Consider the following 16,391-nt stretch of genomic DNA (forward strand, 5'->3'; position numbering starts at 1 on the left):
TGCGGCATTGCGGAATTGGCTCGCGCGCCGCTGAATTGGTTGTAGAATCTCTTGCCTCATGAGCCAGGACGACGTCTCGAGCGGCGCGCGCTCCTCTGGACCGCGCTTTTTGGTCGTTGGATGCGGCGGAATCGGTGGCCTCGTGGCCGCGCACCTCTTCGCGGGTGGGCACGACGTCACGGCGCTGACCACGAATACACGAATCGCGGACGCGATCAATACGAAGGGCCTGCGCGTCCTCGGCGAGAACAGCCCCGGCACGGTGCGCGGGCGGGCCGTCTCGTCGCTGCCCGCGGGCACCGAGCCGTTTGATTACATCCTGCTCGCCACGCAGCCGCCGCAGGTGGAGGAGGCCGCGCGCGGCGTGGCTCCGTTCCTCGCGGAGGCGGGCGCGATGGTGACGTTCCAGAACGGCCTGTGCGAAGAACGAATCGCGCGGATCGCGGGGCCCGAGCGGGTGCTCGGCGGCGTCGTCGCCTGGGGCGCGTCCATGCTGGAGCCCGGCGTGTACGAGCGCACCTCGCCCGGGGGATTCGTCCTCGGGCGGATGGATGGGCTGCCGGACGAGAGGCTTCCTCCGCTCGCGAAGGCGCTCGGCTCGATCGGCGAGACGATCCTCACCGACAACCTCGCCGGCGCGCGCTGGTCGAAGCTCGCCATCAATTGCACGATCACCTCCCTCGGCGCGCTCGGCGGCGAGCGGCTCGGCGTGCTCTTGCGCCATCGCTTCATTCGTCGGCTCGCGCTGGAGATCATGACCGAGGTCGTGCTCGTCGCCCGCGCCTCGGGCGTCCGGCTGCAGAAGGTCTCGGGTACGCTCGATCTCGACTGGATCGCGCTCTCCGACGCCGACCGCGCCTCCGTCGGCTCGCCCTCGCTTTTCGCCAAGCACGCCATTTTGCTCGCCGTGGGCGCGCGCTTCCGCAAGATGCGCTCGTCGATGCTCTCCGCGATCGAGCGAGGCCGCCCGCCCGCCGTGGATTTCCTGAACGGCGAAATCGTGAGCCGCGGCCTCTCGCTCGGCATTGCCACGCCCATCAACGCGGCGGTCCAGGCCGAGGTCCACGCGCTCGCCAAGAACCGGACGACGCCGTCGCTCGCGATTTGCCGCGCGCTCTACGAGCGCACGCGAACGCTGGTGAACGCGCCGTTCTCCATGCCGCCGCCGCCCGCGGAGGCGGATCCGGCCGCGCTCGACCCGGAGATCCCGCCCCCGCCGCGCAAGCCGGCGGCCCGCGTCACGTCCCCGTCATCGCTCGAGTTATGACCTGACGCCGAGCAGGCGCTCGGCGGCCGGATAGATCGGACGGATATCCACCGGGATATCGCCGAGCTTGCCGAGCGCCCGTTCGAGCGCCGCCGACATCACGCCGTATTTCGACAACATGGCCCGCGCCCCCTCCTTGTCGCCGCGGGCCTGCACGAGGAGGATCTCGCCGAGCAGCTCGCGGATCGCCGCGGGCACAGCGTCGTGATCGATCGAGAACAGCCCGCTCGCCGCGTCCTCGCGGATGACGCCCTTCTCCATCAGCCAATGGAACTGGAGCGCCGTCCCTTTGCCGTGCGCCTCCTCGACTCCGAAACGCGTCGCGCGGAACATGCCGGCGAGGAACGTCGAGAACAGCGCGCTCCGCCCCTCGGCCGGCAGGACGCCACGATCCATCAAAAAGAGGAGGTTGTAGATCCCCATCACGTCGGCCTTCGCCTCCTCGAGCGGCGAATGCAGCTCCAGGAGCCGGAGCCGCACCTCCGTGGAGGCGCCGTCCACGACGATCCGGCCCGGCCCGAGGCCGTGCGAGAGCTCGTGCAGGAGCGTGTGGTGGAAAAATGCGTCGGCCGAGAGGCGCCCGAGCTCCTCGGGCGCGAGGACACGCGCCGCGATCGGCCTCAGGATCCCCTCGAATTTGGCCTTCATCACATTGCGGAGCAGGACGTTTTTGCTCCCCTTCGCCTCGCGGACCCGCTCGTCGTTCGGCAGGTTGAACGCGAGCGTCTGCACGCCCGCCCGGGTGTCGCCCGCCGAAAAGACGAGGTCGGCCACGCGAATGGGTGAATCGGTGCCGCGGTTCGGGTTCTTGTGCTCGTCCGGCAGGGGGAGGTTCTGCTCCATCGCGGGCAGCTCGGACTTCAGCCGCGCGAGCGTGCTCGACGCCGAAGGGTCGATCACGGTCACGAACGAGGTGAACGCGGCCTTGTACCCGAAGAGCCGATCCTCGTAGGTCTCGTAGGGGCCGATCGTGACCTCGACGCGGCTCGCCATATCCATCCAGGCGATGTCGCTCGCGTAATAATCATCGACGCCGAGCGCCTCGACGACGGCGCCGAGGTAATGCGAGAGCCCCTCGTCTTTCGACGCCTTCCGCGCCGCTTCGAGCTCCCTGGCGACGGGCCCGAGGAATACCCGGAAGGCGTCGCGGTACGGGATCGTCACGAGCCCCTTCTCCGCGCGCCGGACGAGCGTGTAGAGGCTCCGGAGCGCGTCGGCCTCGCCCGGAGACGCGGCCATGTGCGCCTCGAGCTCCTCCTTCGTCATGTCGACCGGGTAATAACCGGCGCCGGGCGGCCGCGGCATTTCGCCCACGAACGGCGCCTGATCGAGCCTGTCCCAGGGCCCGGCCGAGAGGTCGAAATAAACGAGCGCGTCCTTCGCGAGTGGCGACGCCTCCTTCGCCAGCGCCTCGCGCAAGGCGGGCGCCTCGGCGAACGATTGCCGCAAAAAGATCTCGTCGATCGGCAAGGACGCCCGGACGAGGTGCGCGAGGACCTCGCGCTCCTCCGGCGAGAGCGCGTCGAGGTCGGCGTCGATGGGCGTGGGCACGAAGCGCGCGAGGCGCGCGGAGACGTCAGGCAGGATTCGCATGGTGTCTTGATGACCCGGACAGGCCGCGCGACCCACGCGTCAACGCGACCACTGGTTCTGCTGCTGGTTGTTTTGCCGTGCCGCGCAGCCGCAGCCCGGATCGGCGGCGCGGGGCGGCGGCCGGTGGGTGCATGCGGCGAGGAGGCCCGAGAGCGCGACGAGGGCGACGAGGAGGTGGCGCATGGAGGCATCGTTTCCGAGCCGATGCGGCGGGTCAAGCGCCCGCGCTTTTCTCGGGGTGCGCTTCGGCGATACCCTTGCGTCCGCATGGGACGAAACCTTGGGCCACGCATCCGGCGCGTGGTCCTCTCCAAGGAAGGCCTCGCCCACGTCGAGCGACGCGGCAGCGCCGACGGAAGCTTCGAGTTGCCCTTCGGCCGCGCCGAGCTCGGCGAGGTGCTGCGCTCGCTCGTGGTCTGGGTCGAGCGCGGCGAGGGTCGCGCCACGGCGCTCGGCTTCGACGCGCCCGAGGATCCGGACGCCGCGCTCGCCGAACGAAAGCTCCGCTTCGAGCCCGGCGCGACGCTGCGCGGCATCGTGCACGCCGCGCGCGGGCGGCGCGTGCGGGTCTCCGGCAGCGACGGGCCGATCGAGGGCGAGGTGCTCGGCTTCGAGGAGTCGCCCGGCGGCCAAGGTCCACGCAGGTGGTTGCTGCTCCGCACGGGCGCCGGGCACATCGAGGTCGTCGACCTCGCCTCGGTGCGGAAGATCGAGCTCGCCGATCCCGCCCTGCAAGGCAGCCTCGACGTGCTCGTGAGCCGCGGGCGCGCCTCCGCCGGCGGAGACGGTCGCGCCGTGCGCGTGACGCTCGAGGGCCACGTCGAGGACGTGCGCGTGCTCTACGTGGTGCCCGCGGCGCCGTTCCAGGTCTCGTACCGCCTCGCGCTCTCCGGCGCGGAGGCGCGGCTCCTCGCCTTCGCCCTCGTGCAGAACCCGCTCGAAGAGGACCTCGAGGACGTGGAGCTCGTGCTCACGTCCGCGCAGCCCGCCGCGGCGACGAGCGACTCGTTCGGGCGCGTCGATCGGCGGGGCGACGACGACGAGCCCGAGAACGCCACGAAGCTCGAGCGCACCCGCCGCGCGCACGGCCAGCCGGCCACGATCCGCGCCGCCGCGCCGCTCGGCACGCTCGTCGCGCTCGCTGGCCGCGCGCAGGAGCGGCTCGACGAGGCGGACACGATGGACACCGAGCTCGCCGCCGCCGAGCTCGCCGCCGCGATCGCCGCCGAGCCGAGGGAGTGGACCGCCGAGGGTCCCGTCTCCATCCCGCGCCGCGGCGCCGCCATGATCCCGGTGCTCGCCAAGAGCGTCCGTGTGCGCAAGGAGCGCCTCTTCCGCGAGGGCGCGGGCCCGAACCCCGACCTCGTGCTCTGCTTCGACAACGACACCGGCGTTCGCCTCGAAGAGGGCCGATGCGCGGTCTACGACGACGGCCGTTACGTCGGCGAGTCCGCCCTCGGCCCCGCGGCGCGTGGCGCGTCGGCGCGCGTCACCTTCACGAAGGACCCGGGGGTCCGTTGCAGCCGCACGAGCCGCAGGGACACGACCTTCGCGGGCCTCGTCTTCGAGGCGGGTGGCCTCATCGAGCAGCGGCGCGTCGAGGAGCGCCACGTCGTCTGCGTGCGAAACGATCACCTCGCCGCCGTCGACGTCGTGGTCGAGCTCTCGCGCAAGGAGGGCCGCACGCTCACGGCCAGCGGCCTCGCGCCGCTCGCGGAGACGTCACGCGCCACGCGCTTCCGTGTCGAGGCCCCGTCGCGCGGCGAGGCCTCGATCGAGGTCACGGAGGCGTGGACCGAGGCGACGCGCCTCGCCTACGAGTCTGTCGCGCCTTCGCAGATCGAGGCCTGGCGAGCGTCCGGGCGGGTCGAAGCATCACGCCTCGACGAGCTCTCCGGGCTCTCGCGCGACCTCGAGCAGGCGACCTCGATCGAGGCGGAGCGGGTGCGGCTCGATCGCGAGCTCGTCGACGTCTTCGCCCGGCACGGAAAGATCGCCGAGCAGCTCGCGGTGCTGCGCGACGTGGGCCCGGAGGGTGCGCTGCGCGCGCGGTACGTGAGCGAGCTCGACGCCATGCAGCAGCGCATCGGCCCGATGGAGGCGGAGCTGCGCAGGCTGAAGGACGAGGCCGACGCGAGGCGACGCTCTGCGGAGCGGGCGCTCGAGGCCCTCGCGCGGAGCTCGTAGCGCCTCGATCTGCGCGGCGTGGCCGTATACTCGCCGCGTGTTGCCCCTGCTCGCGCTCGGCGTCATCGTCCTGCTCACCGTCGGCTACTTCTCCTACGGCCGCCTCGTCGCGAGGAACTACGCGCTCGACGACGCCAAGGTGACGCCCGCGGTCACGCGCGCCGACGGCGAGGACTTCGTGCCGACGAAGCCCTTTTACCTCCTCGGCCAGCACTTCAGCGCCATCGCCGCGGCTGGCCCCATCGCGGGCCCGATCCTCGCGGCGCAGATGTTCGGCTGGGGCCCGTGCGTGCTCTGGATCGGCTTCGGCGTGATCTTCATCGGCGCCGTGCACGACTTCTCCGCGCTCGTGGCGAGCGTGCGACACGAGGGCGAGAGCGTGGCCGAGATCGTCCGTCGGCAGCTCGGCCGGCGCGCGTGGCTGCTCATCCTCGCGTTCATCTGGCTGGCGCTGATCTACGTGATCGTGGCCTTCGCCGACATCACGGCGAGCACGTTCGTGGGCAAGACCGAGGAGTTCGAGGGCGGCACCTACAGCTTCAACCCGGGCGGCGCCGTCGCGGCGGCGAGCGTCATGTACCTCGGCCTCTCCGTCGTGATGGGCCTCGTCGAGCGGCGCTTCAAGCCTCCGCTCTGGCTCATGACGCTCGTCTTCGTGCCCGCGACGCTCGGCGTCGTCTGGCTCGGCACCAAGGTCTCCACGGCGTTCGTGCTCCCCTTCGAGAACCCGCAACGCGCCTTTGGCCTCGGCATCCTCGTCTACTGCTTCATCGCCTCGCTCCTGCCCGTGTGGCTGCTGCTCCAGCCGCGGGGTTACCTCGGCGGGTTCGTCCTCTACCTCGCGCTCGCGGCCGGCATGATCGGCCTCTTCTTCGGTGGCCTGCGTTATCCCGGCGAGTTCGACATCCGCATGCCGGCCTTCAAGACCTTCGACGCCGGCGGCCCCTTCGGCGCGCTCTTTCCGTTCCTCTTCGTGACCATCGCGTGTGGCGCTTGCTCGGGCTTCCACGGCCTCGTCTGCTCCGGCACGACCTCGAAGCAGATCGCCAAGGAGTCGCACACGCACCCCGTCGGTTACGGCGCGATGCTCCTCGAGGCCTTCGTCGCCATCATCGCGCTCACGACGGTCATCACCCTCGCGCCGGAGGGAAAGCTCCCTGGTCCTGGCAAGATCTACGGCGATGGCGTGGGCCGCTTCATGACCGTGATCCTCGGCAAAGAGCATTTCCTCTTCGCCGCGACCTTCGGCGCGATGGCCTTCTCCACCTTCGTCTTCGACACGCTCGACGTCTCCACGCGCCTCGGCCGTTACGTGCTCGAGGAGCTCTTCGGCTGGAGCAAGAAGCGCAAAGCGGGCGCGATCGCCGCGGCTTTGACCCTGCTCCCGCCGGCGTATTTCGTCGCCACCGCGCGCCCGCCGGGCCCCGGCGTCCGGCCGGCCTACCTCGATTTCTGGACGCTCTTCGGCACGAGCAACCAGCTCCTCGCCGCGCTCACGCTCCTCGCGATCACCGTCTGGCTCCACCGCGAGAAGCGCCGCATCTGGTACACGGCCGTGCCCATGCTCTTCGTCATGACCGTGACCCTCTGGGCCCTCGTCGCCCAGATCCGCCACGCCTTCGGATCGCTGCGCGACGGCGGCCTCTCGTTGAACACGGCGACCATGAACGGCGTCGTCGGCGTCCTGCTCGTCGGCCTCGCCGTGGCCCTGCTCGTCGAGTCGGGAAGGGCCCTGCTCGGCCGCGCCCCCCTTCCGGCCGAGACACGCGCGGGCTAGGGCCCCAGAGCCCACGAATCCCCTTCATTCCCCGCCGTTTCAGCCCCCTGTCGCTTTTCTGGAACCCGTCCACGATCTCGCTGTCGCTTCGTACGTGGACGCGATGCTGAACGCCGGATGAGACGCAGGGACGCCCTGGAGAGGGCGTCGCCGAGGGTCGCCCGCGTAGCAGAGGTTCACGGCAAACGAATGCAGCCATCCCCGCGAGAGCGCGGAGGACATCAGGAGAGGTTCGTCATGGAGCATCGCAACGAGAAGAAGCAGGCACTCGACTCGAACAACCCGTTCGTCGCCAAGGCGCCCGTGGATCTCTTCGGCGCGGCCCAGGCGCGCCCCTTCGATCCCCGCGCCCTCTTCGCCGACAAGACGAACGAGCCCGTCGAGGTGAGCGCCGACGCGCCCGAGGGTTCGTACACGTACGCGCTCGTCAAGAGTGGCCCCGAGGTCCCGAGCGAGGAGTGCGAGCGCGCCGAGGAGGCGATCGAGATCATGATCCTCTGGGGCGACTCGATCCTGCACGTCGCGCACCTCTCGCCGGCGCGCCCGTTCCACGTCGGCGAGGAGAACGCCGACTTCGTGATCCCCTCGGCCACGCTCGGCGCCTCGCGGCTCCCGGTCGTGCTCGTGGGCGCGGACGGCAAGGCGCGCGTCGTGGTGCCGGCGTCGGCGAAGGGCTCGATCGAGACCGAGGGCAAGCGCGCCCCGGTCGACGCGACGAACGCGGCGCCGTGCGCGGCGCTCGCGGGCAGCGTGGAGATCGCGCTCTCGCTCGGCCAGATGGTGAAGGTGGCGATCGGCGATCTCACGATCCAGGTCGCGAGCGTGAAGGCGGGCCGCAAGGTCAAGGGCCCGGTGGTGGCGACGCAGGGCAAGGGTCTGTCCTGGCACGGTGTCTCGCTCGCGGTGCACGCGGGGCTGCTGGCGGCGGCCGCGTTTTTCCTCCCGCCCCTCGGCGTGGACGAGCAGGACGGGATCTCGGCGGAGGACAAGTACTTCATCCAGCACGCGCTCGACGTGAGCGCGGAGCGCGAGCAGGAGAAGAAGGAGACGCCCGAGCTCGTCGAGACGGACGCGCAGAGCCCCGGCGGCAGCTCCGGCGCGCGCGCCAGGGACAGCGAGGGCAAGACGGGCAGCACGACGAGCAGAAACACCGATGGTCGGCTCGCGTTCAGCGGGCCGAGGGACAACACGGACCCGCAGATCGCCCGGCACGCGGCGCTCGACGAGGCGCGCAACTTCGGGATGATCGGCATGCTCAACGTGATGAACGGGGGCAGCCCCGTGACCGCGTCCTGGGGCGGCGAGACCTCCCTCGGCAGCGACCCGCGGGACGCCGTCGGCAACCTCTGGGGCACGACGCTCGACGACGCCGCGGGCGCGGGTGGGCTCGGTTTGACGGGGCTCGATCAGGGAGGTGGTGGCAAGGGTGAGGGCATCGGGATCGATCGTATCGGCACGATCGGCGCGAACCTCGGCGGTCCGGGCGGCTTCAACCGCCAGTTCAAGCCGCGGGAGCACAAGACGAGCGCGCCGATCGTGCGGCCCCAGGGCGTCTCGGCGAGTGGTCGTCTGCCCGCCGAGATCATCCAGCGGACCGTGCGGCAGAACTTCGGGCGTTTCCGGTTCTGCTACGAGCAGGGCCTGCGGCAGAACCCGAACCTCGGCGGTCGCGTGGCCGTGCGGTTCGTGATCGGTCGCGACGGCGCGGTGTCGCAGGTGTCGAACGGCGGCGCGGACATCGCCGATCAGAACGTGGTCTCCTGCGTGGTCCGCTCGTTCTACGGCATGAGCTTCCCCGCGCCGGAGGACGGGATCGTCACCGTGACCTACCCGATCCTCTTCCAGCCCGGGAGCTGATCGGGAGCGAGAGGGTTCGAGGACCGACTTCGCCGGGGGTCAACCTCCGGCGAAGTCGGTCGAGGCCCGTCTTCGTTGGGGGTCAACCTCCGGCGAAGTCGGTCGAGGCCCTTCTTCGCCGGGGGTCGAGTTCGTCGGCGAGCGGGGACGGTGCGGATGCGGCCCTCGTGGTGCATGCTCCCGCACATGAAGCTCTTCAACACCGCGGGGCCTTGCCGGCCGGAGATGCACTACATGCTCCCGCCGCTGCGGCGCATCCCGGAGGCGATCGCGCTCATCGAGACGATGGGTTACTTCGTGCTCCATGCGCCCAGGCAGACGGGCAAGACCACGGCGTTGCGAGCGCTCGCGGAGGAGCTGACGGCCTCGGGTCGTTACGCGGCGCTGCAGTTCTCCTGCGAGGCGGGTGAGGTCGCGGGCGACGACTTCGAGGGCGCCCAGCGGACGATCCTCGCCTCGCTGCGAAGCCGCGCCGAGACCAGCCTGCCGCCGGAGCTCCAGCCGCCGCCGTTCTCGGAGGTCGCCCCCGATGGATTCCTCCTGTACGGCGCCCTCAAGGCCTGGGCGGAAGCGTGTCCCCGGCCGCTCGTGCTCTTCTTCGACGAGATCGACGCGCTGCGCGGGCAGAGCTTGCTCAGCGTGTTGCGGCAGCTCCGCGCGGGATACGCCGAGCGACCGCACGCCTTCCCCGCATCCGTCGTGCTCTGCGGCTTGCGCGACGTGCGCGAGTACAAGGTCGCGAGCGGCGGCGATCCGAACCGGCTCGGCACCTCGAGCCCGTTCAACGTGAAGGTCGCGTCCTTGCGCCTCGGCAACTTCTCGGGCGAGGAGGTCGCGGAGCTCTACCGCCAGCACACGACCGAGACGGGGCAGGTGTTCACGGACGAGGCCGTCGCGCATGCCTTCGAGGTCACCGGCGGGCAGCCGTGGCTCGTCAACGCGCTCGCTCGCGAGATCGTCGAGGTGATGCGCGTGCCCGCGACCGAGCCGATCACGGCCGCGCACGTGGACGCCGCGAAGGAGCGGCTCATCCTCGCGCGCCAGACGCACCTCGACTCGCTCGTGGCGAGGCTCATGGAGCCGCGCGTGCGCCGCGTGATCGAGCCGATGCTCGTCGGCGTGCCGGGGGACGAAGGCGCCGACGTGACCTACGACGACGACGTCTCCTACGTGCGCGACCTCGGCCTCGTGCTGACGCGGCCCTTGCGGATCGCGAACCCGATCTACAAGGAGGTGATCGTCCGGGTCCTCGGGAACAAGGCCGAGGATCAGGTGATGGACGAGCCTCGCGCGTTCGTGCTCCCGGACGGCAGGCTCGCGTGGCGCAAGCTCCTGCGGGCGTTCTCGCGGTTCTGGCGGGAGCACGGGCAAGCGCTCGCGACGCGGATGCCCTACCCGGAGGCCGGGCCGCAGCTCGTGCTGATGGCGTTTTTGCAGCGGATCGTCAACGGCGGCGGGTACATCGATCGCGAGTACGGGGTCGGTCGAGGGCGGATCGATCTCCTGGTGCGTTACCCCTATCGAAAGCCCGACGGCACGCGCGCCGAGCAGCGGCGAGCCATGGAGATCAAGGTGTGGCGGCGCGGGCAGAAGAACCCGCTGAAGAAGGGGCTCGCGCAGCTCGATGTGTACCTCGGCGAGCTCGGCCTCTCGCGCGGGACGCTCTGGATCTTCGACGCGCGGGGCAAGCTCGCGCGCAAGCCCGTGCGCAAGGAGGACGTGGTCACGCGCGGAGGGCGGCGCGTGCGGGTGATCTGGGCCTGAGCGAGCCCCCCTCCCTTCCTGCGCCTCGGGAGCTCGTGTACCTTCGAGCGAGGCGAAGGTCCTCGGCTGGAACGATCGGGAGGGTTTCGTGGTCGGTGTCTCCGTGGCCTCCGATCCGCCGGTTCGAGATGCAAGGGTGAGCGCCGCGGCGCGCGCCGTCGACGTCGTCGTGCGCTGGGGGGACGACTGCACGCTCGCCGCGCACGAGCTCTCGCCGCCGCGCCCGTTCTTCGTGGGCGACGAGCCGGGCTGCGACGTCGCGTTGCCGGCCGAGATCGTGGGCGCGTCGCGCGTGCCCGTGCTGCTCGCGCGCTGGGACGGAGACGTGCGCGTCGTCGTGCCGAAGGGCGCGAAGGTCGTGATCGACGGGGGCAAGCCGATGACGGCGGCGCGCGCGGTCGCGCGGGGCCTCGCCGAGGCTTCGCGTGTTCATCGAGACGCGGCGGAGGTGCTCCTCGGGTTGGCCGCGACGATCGCCGTGCGCATCGGGCCGATCACGATCGAGATCACCGGCAGCGAAGGCGCTCCCCGCGCGCCCAGGCAGCCCGTGATGGAGAGGCGCCTCGGGCTCTCGCACCTGGCCTCGGTGCTGCTCCACCTGCTCGTGTTCGCGCTCGTGGGCTCGCGCTTCCAGCCCATCGACGACGACGACTACGACGGCGTCACCGATGATCAGCGGTTCTACATCCAGCAGATGCTGGAGCGGGCCGCCGAGAAGGAGATGGAGTGGGCCGAGCGTGAAGGGGAAGAGAGCGTGCTCGCGGCCCTCGAACGCAGGGCGCGACGGCGAGCGCGTCGCCTTCGTTCGGAGGCCGATCAAGACGACGCGTACATGCGGTTCCTGCAGACCGCGAGCGAGCGCTGGGCCGCGGAAGAGTTCGCCCGCGCGCGCGCCGAGGAGCCGAGCGACACGCGCGACACCGGCCTGATCGGCCTGCTTTACGAGCGGCCCCCGCAGCCGCCGAAGCCCCCGGCCCCGCAGCCCGCGCCCACCGGGCGCGCCTCGACGCAGACGCGCCCGGGCGCGATGGCGTTGAACGGTCGTCTGCCGCCCGAGGTGGTCCGTCGCATCATCCGGCAGAACTTCGGGCGCTTCCGGCTCTGTTACGAGAACGGCCTGCGGCTGAACCCGAACCTCCAGGGGCGCGTCGCCGTGCGGTTCGTGATCGGGGCCGACGGCGCGGTGTCGAACGTCGGCAACGGCGGCTCGGACATGCCCGACGGCGGCGTCATCGCGTGCATCGTGCGCGCTTTTCACGGCCTGAGCTTCCCGAAGCCCGAGGGCGGGATCGTGTCGGTGGTCTACCCGATCATGTTCTCGCCGGGTGGATGAGCGGAACGTAAAACCTTTGCTAGTCTCGCGGCCGTGCGGCTCTTGCTGATCCACACGGGCGGGACGCTCATGATGCGCGGCGGCGATCCGACGCCGCTCGAGCCCGACGTGTACACGCGCGACCTCGTCGCGGAGCTGCCCGTCCTGCGCAAGCTCGCCGAGATCGAGACGAGGATCCTCTACAACCTCGACTCGGCCGACTTCCAGCCGCATCACTGGGTCGAGCTCGCCGCGTGCGTGCACGGCTCGCTCGATCGGTACGACGGCTTCGTGATCGTCCACGGCACCGACACGATGGCCTACACGGCCAGCGCGCTCGCGTTCCTCCTGCCGGGGCTCGATCGGCCGGTGATCCTGACGGGCGCGCAGAAGCCGCTCATCGACGTGCGCACCGACGCGCGCACGAACCTCGTCGACGCGTGTCACCTCGCCACGACGCGGATCCCCGAGGTCGGCATCGCGTTCCACTCGGAGCTGCTCCGCGGTTGCCGCGCGACGAAGCTCGACGCGTGGGGGATGAAGGCCTTCGGATCACCGGCGTGTCCGCCGCTCGCCGAGCTCGGCCTCGGCGTGCACCTCGCGCCGCACGTGCTCGCGCCGCGGCCGAGGGCGCCGTTCGACGGCAGGCTCGAGCCCCACGTGCTCGCGGTGCGCGCCTTCCCGGGGCTCGATCCGCGGCTGCTCTCCGGCGCGCTCGCGGCGGGCGTGCGCGGCGTGGTGATCGAGGGCTTCGGCGCGGGGAACGTGCCGCGCCTGTCGAACTCGCTCGTGCCCGTGATCGAGGCGGCGAGCGCGGCGGACGTGCCCGTGGTGATCGTCAGCCAGTCGACGCGCGGCGCCGTGGATCTCGCGCGGTATCAGGGCGGCGTCGCGGCCGCGCGTGCAGGCGCGATCGGCGCGGGCGACATGACGACCGAGGCGGCCCTGACGAAGCTCATGATCACGCTCGGCCGCGCGGAGGGCGAGGGGCGGGTCGCGGCGGCGCGCGTGGCGTTCGCGTCTTCGTGGGCGGGCGAGATCAGCCTGTGAGCGGCGCGTCGGGGCGGGCGCGCGCCGCGTTCATCGTGGCGCTCGCAAGTTTGTCCTTCGCCGTGAGCTCGCCGATGGCCATGGTGGCCAGGCCCGCGCACCCGCTCTTCCTCGCGTTCGGGCGCGTCCTGCTCGCCTCGATCCTGCTCTTCGCCTTCGATCCGGCGGGCGTCGTGCGGCACGCGCGCGCCGTGACGCCCGCGGTGCGGCTGCGCATCGTCGCGTGTGGCGTGTTGCTCGGCGCGCACTTCGCGCTCTTCCAGGTCGGCCTCTTCCAGACCTCGTTGCCCGCCGCCGTCTCGCTGGTCTCGCTCGAGCCGCTCAGCGTGGTCGTGTGCGCGTTCCTCGTGCACGGCGTGCGCCCCACGCGGCGTGAGCAGATCGGCGTCTTGCTCGCGACCGCGGGCGCCGTGGTGATCGGGCAGGCCGCGGGCGCGGGGGATCACAGGCTCTCCGGCGACCTCTTCGTGCTCGGCGCGGTCTCGCTGTACGGGCTCTACGTGGCGGCCGCGCGCGCGATCAAGGACGCGCTGCCGGCGCGGCACGCGGGCTCGCTCATCTACGGCGTCGCCGCGATCACGATCTTCGTGGTCCTCCCGCCGCTCGGCGCGCTCGACGGCGTGACGCAGTTGCCCGCGAGGTCGTTCGTCGCGCTCGTGGTGATCGCTGTCGTCCCCACGATCATCGGGCACACCTCGGTGCAGGCCGCGGCGCGCACGCTGCCGCCTGCGATCGTGGCGCTCGTGTCGCCGGGCGAGACGCTCGGCAGCATCGTGATCGGCGCGCTCTTCCTCGGCCTCTTGCCGACGGGCCTCGAGCTCGTGGGCGGGGCCGTCATCCTCGCCGGTGTGCTCGTCGCGATCCTCGGACCGGAGGGCCGGACGGACGCGCCGCGCGCCGCCGAAGACCCGGACGCACGCAGGGCGACCGGGACGTGATCGAGGCCGATTTGCTGCTGGATCCAGCACAGTCGCGCGCTTGACACGGGCCTGTCCGGGAGGACGCTCGCTGCGATGTACGCGAGCCTGTTCCAGTCCGTGCTCTTCCCGCTGTACGAGACCCACCTCCGGAAGCGCGACACGCTCCGCGCGCTCTCCGAGCTCGAGCAGTCGCAGTGGCGCAGGCCCGAAGAGGTCGCCGAGGACGCGTTCCGGCGGCTGCTCGAAGCGCTGCGCCACGCCGAGCAGAACATCCCCTTCTACCGGAGGCGCTTCGCGGAGTACGGCGTGCGCGCGAGCCAGGTGAAGGCGCCCGAGGACCTCGCCGCCTTCCCCATCCTGACGAAGGAGGACGTGCGCAAGCACGGCGAGGAGCTCGTCGCCGAGACGTTCCAGGGCAAGCTGCATCCGAGCTCGACGGGCGGCTCCACCGGAGACCCGATGCGCTTCGCCTTCGACCACGCGACCTACGAGCGGCGCGTCGCGGCGGCGATGCGCGCCGACGGCTGGGCGGGCGCGGAGATGGGCGAGAAGGAGCTGCACGTCTGGGGAAGGCCACCGGGCGAGAAGAAGGGGTTCGCCACGACGAAGCGCGCGATCCACGAGGCCGTGTGGCGGCGCAAGTACATCTCGACCTTCCACCTGCGCGCCGATCGGCTCGGCGAGACCGTCCGCGAGATCGCCGCGTATGCGCCGCGCGTGGTCGTCGGGTACACGACGCCGCTCTTCTTGATCGCGCGCGCCGCGCTCGAGCACGGCATCGAGATCCCGCCGCCGCGGGGCATCATCACGGCCGCGGAGAAGGTCTTCGATCATCAGCGCGAGGTGATCGAGCGCGCGTTCGGGGCGCCCGTCTTCGATCGGTACGGCTGCCGCGAGGTGATGCTCATCGGCGCCGAGTGCGAGCGTCACGAGGGCCTGCACCTGCACGCCGAGGGGGTCTTCGTCGAGCTGCTCTCCGGAGGACGCCCGGCCGCCGTGGGCACGCCCGGCGAGGTGGTCGTCACCGACCTCTACAACCGCGCGATGCCCTTCATCCGCTACCGCAACGAGGACGTGGCGATCGCGAAGGCGGGGGCCTGCGCGTGCGGCCGTGGTTTGCCGCGCCTCGCCTCGGTCGAGGGGCGCACGCTCGACCTCATCCTCGGCGAGGACAGCCGCATCGTCGCCGGCGAGATGTTCCCCTTCCTGTTCAAGGACCTGCCGGTCGAGCGCTACCAGGTCCACCAGCGCGCCGATCGCACGGTGACGCTGAAGATCGTGCCCGGCCCGGACTACGGGCCCGAGGTGACGAAGCTCGTCGACGAGCGCCTCCGGCTCGTGCTCGGCCCGAACGCGCCGCTCGACGTGCAGCTCGTGCGCGACATCCCGCTCACCGCCGCGGGCAAACACCGCGTTACCGTCTCGGAGGTGCCCGTGGATCTCGGCAGCGTGACGATCACCCGGCCGAACCGGGAGAGGGACCAGCCGACGTCGCTCGGGGGCGGGCTCGGGTCGCGTCGGCTTCGCACGCGGGTCGCGCACGTGGTGCTCGGGCTCCGGGCTGGCGGGCTCGAGCGCGTGGTGCTCGACCTCGTGCAGGGCATGGACCGCGCGCGCTTCGATCCCATGATCATCGCGCTCGACGAGCCGGGCGAGCTCGCGCCGCGCCTCGCGCCGATGGATGTGCCGCTGCGCCTGCTCCGGCGCGGGCAGGGGCTCGATCCGGCGGTGATCGGTGATCTCGCGGAGCTCTTCGGCCGCGAAGGGATCGACCTCGTGCACACGCACAACCCGCGCCCGCACGTGCACGGCGCGCTCGCGGCCCTCGCCGCGCGGCGCGTGATCGGCAAGCGACCGCGGGTGGTCCACACGAAGCACGGGCGCAACTACCCGGACGACGCCGGGCGCGTGCTCGCGAGCCGCATGGCCTCGGCCCTCTCGGATCGTATCGTGGCCGTCAGCGACGACGCGCGGCGCGTGGCCCTCGAGATCGAGCGCGGCAGCGCGCGGCGGCTCGTGACCATCCGCAACGGCGTGGACACGCGCGTCTACGAGCCCGGCGACGCCGCGCGAGCCCGGCAGGCGCTCGACGTGCCCGCGGACGTGCTCCACGTGGGCTGCGTGGCGCGCCTCTCGGCCGAGAAGGATCACGCCACGCTGATCCAGGCCTTCGCCCGCGTGCGCACGAGCCACCCGGGCGCGCGGCTCACGCTCGTCGGCGACGGGCCGGAGCGCGAGGCGCTCGAGGCGCTGGTCAAGAAGTTTGGGCTCCAAGGAGCGGTGCACTTCCTCGGGCACCGCGACGACGTGCCCGTGCTCCTGCCCGGCTTCGACCTCTTCACGCTCGCCTCGCGCACCGAGGGGACGAGCCTCACGCTCCTCGAAGCCGCCGCCGCGGGCCTGCCGATCGTGGCCACGCGCGTCGGCGGAAATCCCGAGATCGTGACCCACGGCGAGACGGGCCTGCTCGTCCCCGCGGGCGAGCCAGCCGCGCTCGCGGACGCGATCTCGAGCGTGTGGACGCGCCCCGATCGGGCGCAGATGGGCCGAGCCGGCCGCGCGCTCGTGCAAGCGCGGTACGGCATCGGCCAGATGATCTCCGCCTACGAGACCCTGTACGCCGAGGTCCTGCGCCTCGCCTGAGGCTGCCTGGTCTCGCATTCC

Annotated in this window: 11 protein-coding genes; 9 read left to right on the plus strand and 2 right to left on the minus strand. The window is 71.4% G+C overall.

Annotation, left to right across the window (positions count from 1 at the left end):
• Window positions 1-58 precede the first annotated feature (58 nt).
• A complete protein-coding gene (locus tag GF068_RS23405; protein WP_153821645.1) occupies window positions 59-1,267 on the plus strand; it encodes a ketopantoate reductase family protein in 1,209 nt (402 codons plus the stop codon).
• Here GF068_RS23405 and GF068_RS23410 read toward each other — a convergent pair.
• Entirely contained in the window at window positions 1,262-2,860 is a 1,599-nt protein-coding gene (locus tag GF068_RS23410) for a dipeptidyl-peptidase 3 family protein (RefSeq protein WP_153821646.1), read from the minus strand. The genes GF068_RS23405 and GF068_RS23410 overlap by 6 nt on opposite strands.
• 39 nt (window positions 2,861-2,899) lie before the next feature.
• On the minus strand, window positions 2,900-3,043 hold the full coding sequence (locus GF068_RS23415) for a hypothetical protein (RefSeq protein WP_153821647.1): 144 nt from the start codon (window positions 3,041-3,043) through the stop codon (window positions 2,900-2,902).
• 84 nt (window positions 3,044-3,127) lie between these two features.
• Between GF068_RS23415 and GF068_RS23420 the strand changes: the two genes are divergently transcribed.
• From GF068_RS23420 to GF068_RS45320, 8 genes are all read left to right on the plus strand, one after another.
• On the plus strand, window positions 3,128-5,047 hold the full coding sequence (locus GF068_RS23420) for a DUF4139 domain-containing protein (protein ID WP_153821648.1): 1,920 nt from the start codon (window positions 3,128-3,130) through the stop codon (window positions 5,045-5,047).
• 37 nt (window positions 5,048-5,084) lie between these two features.
• Window positions 5,085-6,824, plus strand: coding sequence for a carbon starvation CstA family protein (locus GF068_RS23425; protein WP_338046529.1), 1,740 nt, complete (start codon window positions 5,085-5,087; stop codon window positions 6,822-6,824).
• Between the two features lie 237 nt (window positions 6,825-7,061).
• The gene (locus GF068_RS23430; protein ID WP_153821650.1) at window positions 7,062-8,681 is read left to right on the plus strand and encodes an AgmX/PglI C-terminal domain-containing protein; all 1,620 of its coding nucleotides are present in this window, start codon (window positions 7,062-7,064) and stop codon (window positions 8,679-8,681) included.
• Between the two features lie 186 nt (window positions 8,682-8,867).
• On the plus strand, window positions 8,868-10,445 hold the full coding sequence (locus tag GF068_RS23435; protein WP_153821651.1) for an ATP-binding protein: 1,578 nt from the start codon (window positions 8,868-8,870) through the stop codon (window positions 10,443-10,445).
• 88 nt (window positions 10,446-10,533) lie between these two features.
• The gene (locus GF068_RS47120) at window positions 10,534-11,778 is read left to right on the plus strand and encodes an AgmX/PglI C-terminal domain-containing protein (RefSeq protein ID WP_338046530.1); all 1,245 of its coding nucleotides are present in this window, start codon (window positions 10,534-10,536) and stop codon (window positions 11,776-11,778) included.
• 33 nt (window positions 11,779-11,811) lie between these two features.
• On the plus strand, window positions 11,812-12,807 hold the full coding sequence (locus GF068_RS23445) for an asparaginase domain-containing protein (protein ID WP_153821652.1): 996 nt from the start codon (window positions 11,812-11,814) through the stop codon (window positions 12,805-12,807).
• Window positions 12,804-13,745 (plus strand): DMT family transporter, encoded by a 942-nt coding sequence (locus tag GF068_RS47125; protein ID WP_338046531.1) that lies wholly within the window; start codon window positions 12,804-12,806, stop codon window positions 13,743-13,745. The genes GF068_RS23445 and GF068_RS47125 overlap by 4 nt, the downstream gene beginning before the upstream one ends.
• Window positions 13,746-13,820: 75 nt before the next feature.
• Window positions 13,821-16,370: a glycosyltransferase gene (locus tag GF068_RS45320; RefSeq protein ID WP_240807229.1), complete on the plus strand. Its 2,550-nt coding sequence runs from the start codon at window positions 13,821-13,823 to the stop codon at window positions 16,368-16,370.
• Window positions 16,371-16,391 lie beyond the last annotated feature (21 nt).

The organism is Polyangium spumosum (genome assembly GCF_009649845.1).
Taxonomy (GTDB): domain Bacteria; phylum Myxococcota_A; class Polyangia; order Polyangiales; family Polyangiaceae; genus Polyangium; species Polyangium spumosum.

Coding starts and splice junctions, on each gene's coding strand:
- GF068_RS23420 (WP_153821648.1), top strand. CDS start 3,128: ATGGGACGAAACCTTGGGCCACGCATCCGGCGCGTGGTCCTCTCCAAG.
- GF068_RS23410 (WP_153821646.1), bottom strand. CDS start 2,860: ATGCGAATCCTGCCTGACGTCTCCGCGCGCCTCGCGCGCTTCGTGCCC.
- GF068_RS23405 (WP_153821645.1), top strand. CDS start 59: ATGAGCCAGGACGACGTCTCGAGCGGCGCGCGCTCCTCTGGACCGCGC.
- GF068_RS45320 (WP_240807229.1), top strand. CDS start 13,821: ATGTACGCGAGCCTGTTCCAGTCCGTGCTCTTCCCGCTGTACGAGACC.
- GF068_RS23435 (WP_153821651.1), top strand. CDS start 8,868: ATGAAGCTCTTCAACACCGCGGGGCCTTGCCGGCCGGAGATGCACTAC.
- GF068_RS23430 (WP_153821650.1), top strand. CDS start 7,062: ATGGAGCATCGCAACGAGAAGAAGCAGGCACTCGACTCGAACAACCCG.
- GF068_RS23415 (WP_153821647.1), bottom strand. CDS start 3,043: ATGCGCCACCTCCTCGTCGCCCTCGTCGCGCTCTCGGGCCTCCTCGCC.